General features: G+C 68.6%; 14 protein-coding genes. 6 read left to right on the forward strand and 8 right to left on the reverse strand.

Going from position 1 to position 13,419, the window contains the following annotated elements:
• Positions 1 to 27 precede the first annotated feature (27 nt).
• Positions 28 to 345, reverse strand: coding sequence for a hypothetical protein (locus J2S59_RS08480; RefSeq protein ID WP_306825010.1), 318 nt, complete (start codon positions 343 to 345; stop codon positions 28 to 30).
• 108 nt (positions 346 to 453) lie between these two features.
• Here J2S59_RS08480 and J2S59_RS08485 point away from each other — a divergent pair, with 108 nt between their 5' ends.
• The 3 genes from J2S59_RS08485 (at position 454) to J2S59_RS08495 (ending at position 2,899) form a co-directional block, all read left to right on the forward strand.
• The gene (locus J2S59_RS08485) at positions 454 to 951 is read left to right on the forward strand and encodes a flavin reductase family protein (RefSeq protein ID WP_068120127.1); all 498 of its coding nucleotides are present in this window, start codon (positions 454 to 456) and stop codon (positions 949 to 951) included.
• Between the two features lie 54 nt (positions 952 to 1,005).
• On the forward strand, positions 1,006 to 2,115 hold the full coding sequence (locus tag J2S59_RS08490) for an LLM class flavin-dependent oxidoreductase (protein WP_068120125.1): 1,110 nt from the start codon (positions 1,006 to 1,008) through the stop codon (positions 2,113 to 2,115).
• Positions 2,116 to 2,347: 232 nt separating this feature from the next.
• On the forward strand, positions 2,348 to 2,899 hold the full coding sequence (locus J2S59_RS08495; RefSeq protein ID WP_068120123.1) for a TetR/AcrR family transcriptional regulator: 552 nt from the start codon (positions 2,348 to 2,350) through the stop codon (positions 2,897 to 2,899).
• A gap of 12 nt (positions 2,900 to 2,911) precedes the next feature.
• Here J2S59_RS08495 and J2S59_RS08500 read toward each other — a convergent pair whose 3' ends face one another.
• From J2S59_RS08500 to J2S59_RS08510, 3 genes are all read right to left on the reverse strand, one after another.
• The gene (locus J2S59_RS08500; RefSeq protein ID WP_068120121.1) at positions 2,912 to 4,129 is read right to left on the reverse strand and encodes an NAD(P)/FAD-dependent oxidoreductase; all 1,218 of its coding nucleotides are present in this window, start codon (positions 4,127 to 4,129) and stop codon (positions 2,912 to 2,914) included.
• Entirely contained in the window at positions 4,126 to 4,449 is a 324-nt protein-coding gene (locus tag J2S59_RS08505) for a 2Fe-2S iron-sulfur cluster-binding protein (protein ID WP_068120119.1), read from the reverse strand. Before J2S59_RS08505 ends, J2S59_RS08500 begins: the two co-directional genes overlap by 4 nt.
• 83 nt (positions 4,450 to 4,532) lie before the next feature.
• Positions 4,533 to 4,742, reverse strand: coding sequence for a ferredoxin (locus tag J2S59_RS08510; protein WP_068120117.1), 210 nt, complete (start codon positions 4,740 to 4,742; stop codon positions 4,533 to 4,535).
• A 170-nt stretch (positions 4,743 to 4,912) separates the two neighbouring features.
• Here J2S59_RS08510 and J2S59_RS08515 point away from each other — a divergent pair, with 170 nt between their 5' ends.
• Both J2S59_RS08515 and J2S59_RS08520 read left to right on the forward strand, forming a co-directional pair.
• Entirely contained in the window at positions 4,913 to 6,298 is a 1,386-nt protein-coding gene (locus J2S59_RS08515) for a phenylacetate--CoA ligase family protein (RefSeq protein WP_306825011.1), read from the forward strand.
• Positions 6,295 to 7,950: a long-chain-fatty-acid--CoA ligase gene (locus tag J2S59_RS08520; RefSeq protein ID WP_068125147.1), complete on the forward strand. Its 1,656-nt coding sequence runs from the start codon at positions 6,295 to 6,297 to the stop codon at positions 7,948 to 7,950. The genes J2S59_RS08515 and J2S59_RS08520 overlap by 4 nt, the downstream gene beginning before the upstream one ends.
• A 33-nt stretch (positions 7,951 to 7,983) precedes the next feature.
• On the opposite strand, the gene J2S59_RS08525 is transcribed toward J2S59_RS08520, so the two are convergent.
• Complete coding sequence (locus J2S59_RS08525; RefSeq protein WP_068125149.1) at positions 7,984 to 8,757, reverse strand: SDR family oxidoreductase; 774 nt, start codon at positions 8,755 to 8,757, stop codon at positions 7,984 to 7,986.
• 22 nt (positions 8,758 to 8,779) lie between these two features.
• The gene (locus tag J2S59_RS08530) at positions 8,780 to 9,586 is read right to left on the reverse strand and encodes an enoyl-CoA hydratase/isomerase family protein (protein ID WP_181642674.1); all 807 of its coding nucleotides are present in this window, start codon (positions 9,584 to 9,586) and stop codon (positions 8,780 to 8,782) included.
• Between the two features lie 168 nt (positions 9,587 to 9,754).
• Between J2S59_RS08530 and J2S59_RS08535 the strand changes: the two genes are divergently transcribed.
• Positions 9,755 to 11,212: an IS1380 family transposase gene (locus J2S59_RS08535; RefSeq protein ID WP_306825456.1), complete on the forward strand. Its 1,458-nt coding sequence runs from the start codon at positions 9,755 to 9,757 to the stop codon at positions 11,210 to 11,212.
• Positions 11,213 to 11,359: 147 nt separating this feature from the next.
• Here J2S59_RS08535 and J2S59_RS08540 read toward each other — a convergent pair whose 3' ends face one another.
• Positions 11,360 to 12,523 carry an acyl-CoA dehydrogenase family protein gene (locus J2S59_RS08540; protein WP_068123927.1) on the reverse strand — a complete coding sequence of 388 codons (1,164 nt, stop codon included), beginning with the start codon at positions 12,521 to 12,523 and terminating at the stop codon, positions 11,360 to 11,362.
• 14 nt (positions 12,524 to 12,537) lie between these two features.
• The gene (locus tag J2S59_RS08545; RefSeq protein WP_181642486.1) at positions 12,538 to 13,380 is read right to left on the reverse strand and encodes a 3-hydroxybutyryl-CoA dehydrogenase; all 843 of its coding nucleotides are present in this window, start codon (positions 13,378 to 13,380) and stop codon (positions 12,538 to 12,540) included.
• Between the last annotated feature and the right edge of the window lie 39 nt (positions 13,381 to 13,419).

Here is a 13,419-nt window from a genome sequence, read left to right on the forward strand (position 1 = left end):
AGGTGCCGTAGGCGACCTAGCGGTTGGTTATCGGCCCGCATGCACGATGTGGGCACGGACGAGCTGTTGTCCGTCGGCGTCGACGCGCGTCCATCCCGCCCCGTCGGCGTAGGCGAGCATCGCATCGAACTCCGCCCGCCACTCGGGGTCGTCGGCCCGGCCGCGATCGAGGATCACCCGCGCCGGAAGCCACGCATGCCCGGGCTGCGTGGTGTCGGCGCCCAGTGCGTTGAGTTGCCGTGCGACATCGGCGTCCTCGAGGTCGGCTGCGGCACGGACGTCGAGTTCGCGGAAGTTCTCCGCATCGCCCAGCGCGGCTCCGCTGCGGGTGAGGTCCAGGTGCATCGGCACTCCTTCGTGATGTGACCCTTGACACGTCCACGGTATCCGACCCTATGGTCGGTTATCCACTAAGCGATCCACTTCCACCGGAAGTTCGAGGTGCATCACCCCATGATCGAGCTGTCTTCTCACGAGGTGTCGCCGAGTCACCTGCGCGCCGCCTTCGGATGCTTCCCGACCGGCGTCACCGCTGTGTGTGCCGAGGTTGACGGAGAGCCGATCGGCATGGCCGCCAGCTCCTTCACCTCGGTGTCGCTGGACCCGCCATTGGTGTCGGTGTGCATCCAGAACAGCTCGCGGACGTGGCGCCAGCTCCGCTCGCTCCTGCGCATGGGGGTCAGCGTGCTGGCCAGCGACCAGCACCTGACTTGTCAGCGCCTCGCGCGGCCCGAGGGCGATCGGTTCGCCGGCGTGGGGTGGCAGTCCGACGCGCACGGCTCCGTGTTCATCGAGGGCGCTGCCGCCTGGCTGAACTGCGGGATCCACACCGTGGTCCCGGCGGGAGACCACGCCATCGCGCTGCTGCGGGTGCACGAGCTGTGGTTCGACAACCACGTGGAGCCGCTGGTCTTCCACGGCAGCCGGTTCCGGACCCTCGCCAGCGCCTGAGCCCGTCACGACTGTCCCTCCTCATCCACGACACACCGTACGAAAGGCGATGCCATGAAGTTCGGAATCTTCACCATGCCGGAGCACCCACCGCGAGAGAACTGGACGCTCTCCTACGACCGGGACATCGCCGAGATCGTCAAGGCGGAGTCGTTGGGGTTCGAGGAGTTCTGGATCGGCGAGCACCACACCGGCGGCTACGAGAACGTCCCGATGCCGGAGCTGATGATCGCCAAGGCATCGGCCGTGACGAGCCGCATCCGGCTGGGCACGGGCGTGGTCAACCTGCCCTACCAGGACCCCTTCCTGGTGGCGGAGCGGCTCGCCTTTCTCGACCACCTCACCCATGGGCGCCTCATCTACGGCTTCGGCGGAGGTGGACTGCCGACCGACAAGGCGCTGTTCCAGATGGCACCGGAGGAGGCCACGCCGCGCACGAACGAGTCCCTCGAGATCATCTGGCGACTGCTCACCGAGCCCGACCCGGTCACCCACGAAGGAGTGTTCTGGCACTACGAGGACCGGCAGCTGCAGGTTGGCCCCTACCAGACGACACCGCCCATGGCGGTGGCCGGCCTCACCGGCACCCACAACTTCGAACGGTGCGGCAACCGGGGGTGGATCCCGCTCAGCGTCTACTTCGCACCCCTGCACGTCGAGTCCAACCCCGCGGCCCCGGATCTCGTCGCGCACCGCGACGCCATCCTGAAGGGCGCGGCCAACGCGTCGCTGGACGCCGGGGCTGCGGTGGGCAACTGGCGGGTCAGTCGGGAGGTCTACGTGTCGTCCGACCGCAACCAGGCCATGAACGAGATCCGTGAGGGCGTGCGTCGTTCGTACGACTACCTGCTCGGGCTCGGTCTCGGGGCGCTGATGAAGCGCGACCAGGAGATGCCGGACGCGGAGCTCACTTTCGACTGGATGGTCGAGAACATTCCCTGGATCATCGGAAGCCCGGAGGACTGCGTGGAGCAGATCCACCACATCCGTGAGGAGGTCGGAGACTTCGGGGTGTTCCTCATCAACTCCCGCGACTGGGTCACGACCGACTTGTGGAACCGGTCTCTCGAGCTGTTCGCCCGCTACGTGATGCCGCAGTTCCAAGATCGCCAGCACATGGCCCGCCGGGACCGACTCGCACGTCAGGCCCTCGGCCTGGACTGAGGGCAGCCACGCGCATGGCGGTCCCTTCTCCTTACGCGGGAAGGGACCGCCCTGCAGTCCGTCGAGGACCAGCGGGGACGGCGCGACGCCAGTAGGCTGAACACGTCGGCGCGGCCCCTGTCCGCAGGTGTGCGTGACGGTGCCACAGCGACGAACCAAGGATCCTCCGAGGTTCTGTCAACGATCGAGCGGAGGGATCTCAGTGCCTCGTCCAAGTCGGTGGGACGACGTGGTGGCAGCCGCCGCCCGGGTGTTCAGCGAGAAGGGCTTCGGCGGCGCCTCGCTCGAGGATGTCGCCAACGAGGTCGGCATGCTCAAGGGCAGCCTCTACAACTACATCAAGAGCAAGGAAGACCTGCTCTTCGCCGTTGTGCGTCCCGACGCCGACGAGCTTCTCATGAAGGCAAGGAGGCTCAGCGGCACCGATCTGCCGGCCTCGGAGAAGCTGCGGCAGATCGCTCGCGTGCACGTCGAGATCATCGACCGCAAGCTCCCCTACGTCAGCGTCTACGTGCAGGAGATCGCGGGTCGCGGCATCTCTCAGGAATGGACCGACATGGACCGCGAGTACATGTCGTTGATCGAGAAGGCGTTCATGGAGGGCGTGGAGGCGGGCATCTTCGCCGACGACCTCGACGTGCGCGTCGCGACCCGCTGCTTCATCGGCTCCCTGAACTGGATGACGCGCTGGTACGAGCCGGGCGACCCAGTGCGTGCTCGCGCGGTCGCCGACCAGCTCGCGGACGTGTTCCTCGCCGGCGCGCTCGCCCGCAGCCGCAATTGAAGACCTGCTCGGTCAGATCAACGTCTTGAGACGCACCTCGGGGTCCGCGGCGAGGTGGGCCGGCGGACTCACCCCGAGCGCCAGAGCACGCCGTACAGCGACGAAGTCGGCGGCGGCGTTGATGCACTCGGCGCCCACCAGCCGGCCGTCACGGTAGGCCAGGATGCTGAAGGACCCGGACTCGAGGGACCCGCGCACGACGAGGTCGTCGTACGCCGGAGCTGCGCCCGCCATCTGCAGCTTCACGTCGTACTGGTCGGACCAGAACCACGGCACTGCGTCGTAGGTGCGTTCGCCACCGAGGAGGGTGCTGGCGGCGACCGCCGACTGGTCGGTGGCGTTCTGCACCGACTCCAGGCGTGTGGTCGTCCCGGGGGCCACCGGGTGGGGGAGAACCGTCACGTCACCGGTCGCGACGACCGCGGGATCGCTGGTACGGGCCCGGTCGTCAACCACGATGCCTCGTGCCACGCGGAGACCCATCTGCTCCGCGAGCTCGGTGCGGGGTTCGACCCCGATGCCCACGAGCACGAGATCCGTGGGCAGCCGGGTGCCGTCATCGAGCACCACTGCCTCCACCGCCCCGGCTCCCTCGATGCTCGTCACGCTCGCCTCGCACCGGACATGGACGCCCCGCTCACGGTGGAGGCGCGCGAACCACTCCGACAGAGCCGGAGTCACGGCGCGGGCGAGCAGCCGGTCGCAGGCCTCTACGACCGTCACCTCGATGCCGCGCTGCGCGAGTCCCGCGGCCGCCTCCAACCCGATGAATCCACCACCGACGACCACGGCGCGTCGGGCGTCGGTGAGGCGCGCACGCAGCTCGATCGCATCATCGAGAGCACGCACGTAGACCACGCCGGGGAGATCCGCGCCGGGCACCTGGAGGCGGCGCACCCGGGCTCCGGTGGCCAGCGCGAGGCGGTCGAACCCGATGCGCGCCCCGGTGTGGGTGGTCGCGACGCCGGCGGAAAGATCCACCTCGGTGACCCGCTCGCCGAGCCGCAGCCCGATGTCCTTGGTGTGGTAGAACGCGCGGGGGCGCAGGGACAGGCCGTCGGTGGAACCGTCACCGGCCAGGAACGCCTTCGAGAGCGGGGGGCGGTGGTAGGGCAGGTGCGGCTCTGCTCCGATCAGGGTGATCGTCCCGTCGTGTCCCCCGTCGCGAACCGCGGCCGCCACCTGGACGCCGGCGTGACTGGCGCCGATGACGAGGACCCGGTCGCTCACAGCTGCTCCGGTGCGACCTCGACGATCAATCCGTCGAGGTCCGCGCTCGCTCGGATCTGGCACGACAGTCGGCTCTCCGGGAGGCGAGGAGCCATCGCCCCGTCGAGCATGTCGTCCTCCATGTCGGAGGCGGGTCCCACCACCTCGGTCCACGGAGCCTGGACGTAGACGTGACAGCTCGCGCACGCGAGGGAGCCACCGCACTGGCCGACGACACCGGGGACGCCCTGGCGGACGGCCACCTCCATCAGCGAGTCCCCGTCGGATGCGTCGACAGTGTGCTTCGTCCCGTGCGGGTCGATGTAGACGATGGTCGACACGATGCCTCCTGGTTCGATTGCGTGCGTGCAGCGCTTCACGTTACCAAACGAAAGGTAGGAAACGTAAGTCGAATTTCTGCAGCTCAGGAGGCGACGGTGCTGCGAAGCGCCTCGACCGGGCAGCTGAGGAGTGCGTCGTCGAGCTCATCGGTGAGGGTCAGGGGCTCGCCGGCGGTGACCACGGCCTTGCCGTCGATCAGCTGGAAGTGAAGGGGATCGATCATGGCGCACGTGCCCGACCCGACGCAGGCGTCGGTGTCGACCTCCACGTGAACGCTGGCAGAGTCGGTCATGGGTGCCTCCTGGTGGGACTCGGGACGGGGAGCGAGGGCGCGGCTCGAGCCGCTTGTGTTGCCGCTCACGTTGCTGCAGAGTGTAGCCAGCCGCTTGGTCGGCTACGGCACGAGAATGCGCGGTCTGCGCCGGTTGGCGTCGCTCCGCCCGTCACGAAGAAGGCGCTCACATGACGACGAAGAACACTCCCCGGTCCACCGCCACCGACGAGCGCGGGTTTCCCCGGTTCTGGGACGAGGCACGCGAGACGATGCCCCGGGCGCAGCGCGACGACGTCATCCTGGCGCGCCTGCAACATCAGCTGCACCGCGTCTATCGCGATCTGCCGTTCTACCGACGGCACTACGACGCGCACGGCTTCCACCCCGACGACGTGAAGTCCCTCGAGGACTTCACTCGCAAGGTCCCGGTCATCACGAAGAAGATGCTGGTCGCCGACCAGCAGGAGCACCCGCCGTTCGGCAGCTACACCGCCGCCACCGACATGACGGAGATTGCGCGCATCCACGGGTCGTCCGGGACCTCCGGGGTGCCCACGCTGTATGCCGTGAACAAGACGGACTGGGACCGCGCCGCTGACGTGCATGCGATGGCACAGTGGTGCGGCGGTGTCAGGCCCAGCGACCTCGTGCAGGTCGGCTTCCCGTTCGGACTGTTCTTCGGGGGCTGGGGGGTCGTGCAGGGCGTCGAGCGAATCGGCGCAGCGCTCTTCCCTCTCGGCGTCGCGGAGTCCGAGAAGCACCTCGAGTTCATCGAGCGGCTGAAGCCGCGGGTCTTCAGCGGCACACCGTCGTACTGCATGCACCTCATCTCTGTTGCTCAGGAGCTGGGGATCGATCTCAAGGAATCGTCGGTGAAGACACTGCTGGTGGGTGGCGAGCCCGGAGGGAGCCTGCCGGGCACGCGGCAGATCCTGGAGGAGGCGTGGGGGGCAACCCTTATCGATGCCGGGTCGACCTCGGAGATGTACCCGTTCCAGACCAACGTCGGTTGCGAGGCACGCAGCGGGACCCACATCATCTCCGACGAGGTCTACCCTGAGATCGTCTCCACGGACGAGCTCAACCAGCCCGTGCCCGACGGAGAGCGCGGCGCCATCGTCTACACCCATCTGTGGCGCGAGTCGCAGCCCATGATTCGCTTCGCGTCCGGCGACGAGTCCTACCTGACGCACGAACCGTGCGGGTGCGGACGCACCTACCCGCAGCTGCCCGAAGGTGTGCTGGGCCGGTTGGACGACATGCTCGTGATCCGCGGCGCCAACATCTTTCCCAGCGCGATCGAGACCGGGCTGCGCAGCGTCGGTGGCTTCGGTCCGGAGTTCGAGATCCGGGTCACCAAGCGGGGAGCGCTCGACGAGATCGTCGTCCGCGCGGAGCGAGACGCCTCGACGACCGGTGGTGAGGACGCTGCCCGCGCGTTGCAGGAGCAGGGCGAGGCCATGCTGAAGAGGGTCACGGGCATCCGGGTGCCGGTCGAGGTGCTGGACCCGGGTTCGCTGCCGGCCACGGTGTTCAAGGCGCGGCGCGTGATCGACGAGCGGCCCCGTCCATGACGCACCTCGTCCTTGGTCACCCGTCGACGCACGGTGACGGCTACCAGCTCAACACCACCAACATCCTTCGCCAGGCGGTCACCACCCACCCGGAGCAGGAGATCGCCTACCGCGACAGTCGCGGGCAGTGGCGCACGACGACCTACGCGGCGACGTGGAAGCGGGTGGGGCGGACGGCGAACGCGCTGGCGTCGTTGGGCATCGGGCCTGGCGACGTGGTGGGGATCCTGGACTGGAACCACCTGCGCCATTTCGAGCTCTACTGGGCGATCCCCGGAACCGGGGCGGTGATGCTGCAGATGAATCTCCGACTGGCGGCAGACGACCTCGCGTACGTCGTCGGACACAGTGGAGCGTCGGTGGTGTTCGTCGACGAGAGCCTGGTGGGTCAGGCAGCGGAGCTGGCGCGACGGTGTCCTGAGGTGCGCCAATGGGTGGTGATGACCGACAGGCCACTTGCCGAGGTCGAGCACGACCTTCCGGACGCCATCGACCACGAGGCGCTCCTGGCTGGGCAGCCGGAAGAATTCGCCTGGCCGATCATCGATGAACGGTCCGCCTACAGCGCGTGCTACACGACGGGGACGACGGGGCGACCGAAGGGCGTCTTCTACTCCCACCGGGGCATCGTCCTGCACACCATGATGTGGGCAGCTGACCAGGCCGTCCGTGACGACGACTGCGTGCTTCTCACCACCCCGATGTTCCACGCCCAGTGCTGGGGTCTCCCGCAGGTCGGCGTCTATGCGCGTAGCCGGATCGTCCTGCCGGGCCGCTACTCTGCGGAGCAGATCGATGTGCTGGCCGACGCCATGGTGCGCTTCGACGTGACCGTCACCAACGGTGCGCCGGCGATCTTCGCGCCGATGCTGGAGCACCTGCGGTCGCTTCCGGATCCGCCGGATCTGTCGCGAACTCGGATGATCTCGGGCAGCACCGAGCCGCCGTTGAGCTTGATGCGCGGCTACTACGAGCTCACCGGTGCGCAGATCGTGCATGGCTATGGAGCGACCGAGACCACGCCGCTGGTCACCAGCAACCACCTCAAGCCCTCGCTCGTCGCACGGCTGGACGAGGCGGAGCGCTGGGACCTGAAGCGGTCCCAGGGCCTCCCGGTTGCCGGGGTCGACATCCGGTTGCTCGGGCCCGAGGGTGACTTCCTCCCGCACGACGGACGCGCGGTGGGGGAGATCTGCATCCGCGGCCCGTGGATCACGACCAGTTACTGGCGCGCCGAGGACAACGACCAGCGCTTCCACCGTGGCTACTGGCGCAGCGGGGACCTGGGCACGATCACCGCGGACGGCTATCTCAAGGTCACCGACCGTCTGAAGGACGTCATCAAGAGCGGTGGGGAGTGGATCTCCTCTATCGATCTCGAGAATGCCCTGGTCGAGCATCCCTCGGTGCGCGAGGCAGCCGTTGTCGGTGCTCCTCACCCGCAGTGGCAGGAGCGCCCCGTCGCCTTGGTCGTCCCCGCGTCGCCGGACGACGAGGTCGACCCCGACGCGCTGCGCGAGCACCTCGCCCAGGGCTTTGCGAAGTGGCAGCTACCCGACGAGATCCTGGTGGTGGACCAGTTGCCGCGCACCGGCGTCGGCAAGATCGACAAAAAGGCCCTGCGTGCGGAGCACGGCGACATCTTCGCCTGAAGCCGTGCTGCGCTCGTGGGCAGGACCCTCAGGTCAACGATCGGCGATCCGCCGGTTCATCGCCCGCAGCATGGCGCTCGGGGCAAGCTGGGACGAGGTCAGCAGCGCCTTGGCCTGTCGCCCGACCGCCCGGTGGACGCCGGCGTAGCGCGACCGCGGGCGCACGGCCGCCAGGGCAGCCTCGGCGACGTCCTCGGCAGTGAGCCGGATCCCGAGCGAGCGGGTCGCGCCGGTATCCATCCCGGTCACCATCGCGGTGTCGACGAACAGCGGCCACAGGGCCGTCACGCTGATCCGGTCGTCGGCCCACTCCAGGTCGAGCGCCTCGGTCAGCCCGCGGACGGCGAACTTCGACGCGGAGTACGTCGCCAGGTCGGGTTGGCCGTAGATCGCCGATGCCGAGGCGAGGTTGACGACATGGGCACCGTCGGCGGCGCGGAGGAAGGGGTAGGCCGTGTGGCAACCGTTGAGCACGCCGGTGACGTTGACGTCGACGATCGCGCGCTGGTCCTCGAGCGCGATGTCGGTGAACGCGCCGGACCGCAGGATGCCCGCGTTGTTGACCAGCACGTGCAGCGCGCCGTCCGACGCCTTCGTCAGGTCGGCGAGACTCGCCTGCCACCCGGCGGCGTCGCGGACGTCGAGCTCACCGATGACGACCCGATCTCCGAGCTCGTCGGCGAGCGTTGCGAGGCCCGCGGTGTCGACGTCGTACGCCCCGACCCGGTAGCCGGCCTGCGCGAAGCGGCGAGCGATTGCCCGCCCGATCCCGGCGGCCGCTCCGGTCACCATCATCGTCTTCGTCATGGCGCGAGTATGCAGGTGGACCTCAGCGCGGCAACCAGTCGGTGACCGGTTCCCCGGTGACGAACGCGGTGGCGGCCTTCTCCATCTCACCGCTGCCGTAGCACATCACCTGGGTGCGGTTCTCGACCTGCATCGCGCGCTCGAGGCTGGTCTCGTCGACGTTGTGCCACAGGGTCTGCTTCGTCATCCAGGTCGCGACGGGGGAGTGCTGGGTGAGGGTGTGGGCGAAGGCGACCGACGCCTCGACCACTGCGGCGGCCGGGACGACGTCGTGGACGAGCCCGATGCGCAGCGCCTCGTCGGCCAGCACATGGCGCGCGGTCATGAGGATCTCCATCGCCCGTGACGGGCCGACCAGCCGGGGGAGGAAGTAGCTGCTGCCCATGTCGGCACCGGAGACGCCGAGCTTGATGAACGACGCGACGAACTTCGCCGTCTCGGCCGCGATCCGGAAGTCGCACGCCAGCGCGAGGGCGAATCCGCCGCCGGCAGCCGCCCCGTTGACGGCGGCGACGACCGGGACGGGCAGGTTGTGCAGCCGGCGGTTGATCGAGGCGATCGCGTCCTGGCTCTCGAGGATGACGCTCACCTGGTTGCGCCCCTGGTCGTGCGACGGGTCCGCGGCGGCATCGAGGTCGGCACCGGAGCAGAAGCCCCGCCCGGCACCGGTGAGGACGACCGCCCGCAACGACCGGTCCTGCTCCACCTCGTCGACGGCGCGAGCCAGCTCGACGACCATCGCCCGCGAGAGCGGGTTGAGCCGGTCGGGGTCCTCGAGCGTGAGCACGGCGATCCCGCCATCGTGGTCGTCCCGGGTCACTGCGGGCACCGGCGCCCTCCTCGCGTCGTGGGTGTGCCGCGACGCTATCGCCTTAGCCCGGATCCACCGATGAACTTGGGTGGGTGAGCGTGGCGTAGAACGAGAATGCCCTTGCTGGGCGGGAGAATCGGAGTTCTTGAGGCAACGATTCACACCAACAGCAAGGGCATCTCTGAGGTGAAACTCTCTCACACGCTTCGATCGACCTCGGCGGTCTTCGATGACCCGAATCTCGTGTCGGCCGCAGGCCTGGTTCCGGCGCTCGCATTGGCCGAGTCCGCCGGCCTGCGGGACCTGGCAAATGAGCACCTGAGCGTCCCGACGGACAAAGGCGCGAACGCCGGGTTGAAGGTCGCATCGCTGGTCGGCGGGATGGTCGCCGGCGCCGACAGCATCGATGACATGGCGCTGCTGCGTCATGGCGGAATGGGTCGGCTGTTCACCCGGGCCTACGCCCCGTCGACGTTGGGTTCGTTCCTGCGGACCTTCACCTTCGGGCACGTGCGCCAGCTCGACGCGGTCGCCTCGCGGTTCCTGATCGCACTGGCCGGCCTCACCGGCTTGCTCGGCGCACCCGCTGCCACCGGCGCCGACGATGACACCGACACCGACACCGACACCGAGGTGGATCGCGGGTATGCGTTGGTCGATGTCGATGACACGATCATCGAGGTCCACGGCTATGCCAAGCAGGGCGCCGGGTTCGGCTACTCCGGGGTCCGCGGTCTCAACGCACTGCTCGCCACACTCACCGTCGCCGGTGGGGCCCCGGTGGTCGTGGCCCAGCGGCTGCGCAAGGGCTCGACCGGGTCGCCGCGCGGCGCGAAGCGTCTGGTCGGCGACGCGGTGAGGACCGCCCGACGGCTGCTGGGCAAGCCTCACCCGGTCCTGGTGCGGATGGACTCGGCGTTCTACGGTCGCGGACCAGTCCACGCCGCGATCGCTGGTGGGGCCGCGGTGTCGGTGACCGTGCGGATGGACAAACGCATCAAGGCCGCGATCGCAGCGATCAGCGAGGACGCGTGGACCACGATCGAGTACACCGACGCTGTCTTCGACGAAGCCAGCCAGCGGTGGATCTCCCGGGCCGAGGTCGCCGAGATCGACTTCACCGCGTTCGCTGCGCAGAAGAAGTCCGACCACGTCCCGGGCCGGCTCGTGGTTCGCAGGATCCCGGACTTCAACGCCGAGAAGAACAAGGCAGCCGGCCAGGACACCCTGTTCGACACCTGGCGCTTCCACGCCTTCTTCACCACCACCGACCCAGGCGTGCTGGACACCGTCGCCGCCGACAAGATTCACCGCCAGCACGCGGTCATCGAACAAGTCCACGCCGACCTCAAAGGTGCCGCGCTGGCACACCTGCCGTCCGGGGTGTTCACCGCGAACGCCGCCTGGCTGGTGCTCGCCGTCATCGCGTTCAACCTCACCCGAGCCGCCGCGAGCCTGACCGACCAACAGTTGGCAAAGGCCACCACCGCCAAGATCCGTCGCAAGCTGATCATCGTGCCGGCAAGGGTCGCGACCTCAGCACGCCGCATCGCCCTGCACCTGCCCCATGCCTGGCCCTGGGAGAGCGCCTGGACAGCACTGTTTGACCGGGTCAACGACCCGCCACCGGTCCTCGCGGCCTGACCACCCAGCAGCCCGCCGCTGCGCGAACCGAGGACCAAGTGGACGACACCGGACAACGAGGTCCGGCACATCGACATGCCCGCGGCTCCTCATGACCAGACGAACCGGATCAAGCGCTCAGCGCCATGGCCATCGGTGGATCCGGGCTTAGAGCTGCGACTGGATCCCAGCGAGGAGCTGTCGCGCCATCACGATCCGCTGCACCTGGTTGGTGCCCTCGTAGATCTGGGTGATCTTCGCGTCGCGCATCATCCGCTCGACGGGGTACTCGCGGGTGTAGCCGTAACCGCCGAGCGCCTGCACGGCGTTGACGGTGACCTCCATGGCGACGTCGGAGGCGAAGGCCTTGGCCGCGGCACCGAAGAACGTGAGGTCCTTGTCGCCGCGCTCGGAGCGGCCTGCAGCGGCGTACGTCATCTGGCGGGCGGCCTCGATCTTCATGCCCATGTCGGCGAGCATGAACTGCATGCCCTGGAACTCGGCGATGTTCTTGCCGAACTGCTGGCGCTCCTGCACGTAGCCGAGCACGTAGTCGAGCGCCCCCTGGGCCACGCCGACCGCCTGCGCCGCGATGGTGACGCGGGTGTGGTCGAGGGTCTTCATCGCGGTCTCGAAGCCGGTCCCCTCGGCGCCGATGATCCGGTCGCCGGGGATGCGCACGTTGTCGAGGTAGACCTCGCGGGTGGGCGAGCCCTTGACCCCGAGCTTCTTCTCAGGGGCGCCGAACGAGACGCCGGGGTCCGACTTCTCCACGACGAACGCGCTGATGCCGCGCGAGCGCTTCTCGGGGTCGGTCATCGCGAGGACGGTGTAGTACTCGCTCACGCCAGCGTTGGTGATCCACCGCTTGGTGCCGTTGAGGACCCAGTCGTCGCCGTCGCGCACGGCGCGGGTCTTCTGCGCCGCGGCGTCGGAGCCGGCGTCGGGCTCGGACAGGCAGTAGGAGAAGCCGCCGTCCCCGGCCGCGAGCCGCTTGAGGTACTTCTCCTTCAGCTCCTCGCTACCGGCGATCTGCAGCGGGAGGGAGCCGAGCTTGTTGACCGCGGGGATCAGCGAGGACGAGACGCAGACGCGCGCGACCTCCTCGATGATCAGCACGGTCGCGAGGGCGTCCGCGCCGGCACCGCCGTACTCCTCAGGCACGTGGGCGGCATGGAAGTCGGCATCGAGCAGAGCCTTCGCGGCCTCCTCGGGGAAGCGCGACTCCTCGTCGACGGCGGCGGCGTACGGCGCGATCTTGGCCTCGGCCACCGCGCGGACGGCTTCGCGGATCGCCTGGTGCTCCTCGGAGAGGGCGTACATCGGATACATGACGGTTCCTCGGGTCAGTAGGTGTAGAAGCCGCGACCGGTCTTGCGGCCGAGCAGGCCGGCGTCGACCATCCGCTGCAGCAGCGGGGGCGGGGCGTACTGCGTCTCGCGGAACTCCTGGTAGAGCGACTGTGCGATCGCCTGGATGGTGTCGAGGCCGATGAGGTCGGCCAGTGCGAGCGGCCCCTGCGGGTGGGCGGCGCCGAGGACGAAGCCGCGGTCGATGTCCTCCGCGGTGGCGAAGCCGGACTCGAGCATGCGGATCGCCGAGAGCACGAACGGGATGAGAAGCGCGTTGACGACGAAGCCGGCGCGGTCCTGGCACAGGATCGTCTTCTTGCCCAGCTGCTCCTCGGCGAGTGCCCGGGAGCGATCGGTGGTCTCCTGCGAGGTCAGCAGGCTCGGGACGAGCTCGACCAGTTGCAGGACCGGCACCGGGTTGAAGAAGTGGATGCCGATGACCTGCTGGGGACGCTGGGTCACGGTGCCGAGCTTCATGATCGGGATCGAGGAGGTGTTGGAGGCGAGGATGGCGTCCTCGGCCGCGACGATCTTGTCGAGGGAGCGGAAGAGCTCCACCTTGGCGGTCTCCTCCTCGAGGATCGCCTCGACCACGAGCTGACGGTCGGCGAGTGCGTCCAGGTCGGTCTCGACCCGGATGCGCTCGAGCACGGCGGCGGCGGAGTCGATCTTGCCGCGCGACTCGGCGCGGGCGAGTGACTTCTCCAGCCGGTCGCGGCCCGCGTCGGCGGCCGCCTGGCTCGACTCCACGACCACCACGTCGAGGCCCGAGCGCGCTGCGACCTCCGTGATGCCCGCGCCCATGAGGCCGCATCCGACTACGCCGACTCGCTGCATCTGTTCGCCCTCCCAGGCTTCGTGAGACTGAGTACCGCA

Origin of the sequence: Nocardioides massiliensis, from assembly GCF_030811215.1 — a bacterium.
Classification (GTDB): domain Bacteria; phylum Actinomycetota; class Actinomycetes; order Propionibacteriales; family Nocardioidaceae; genus Nocardioides_A; species Nocardioides_A massiliensis.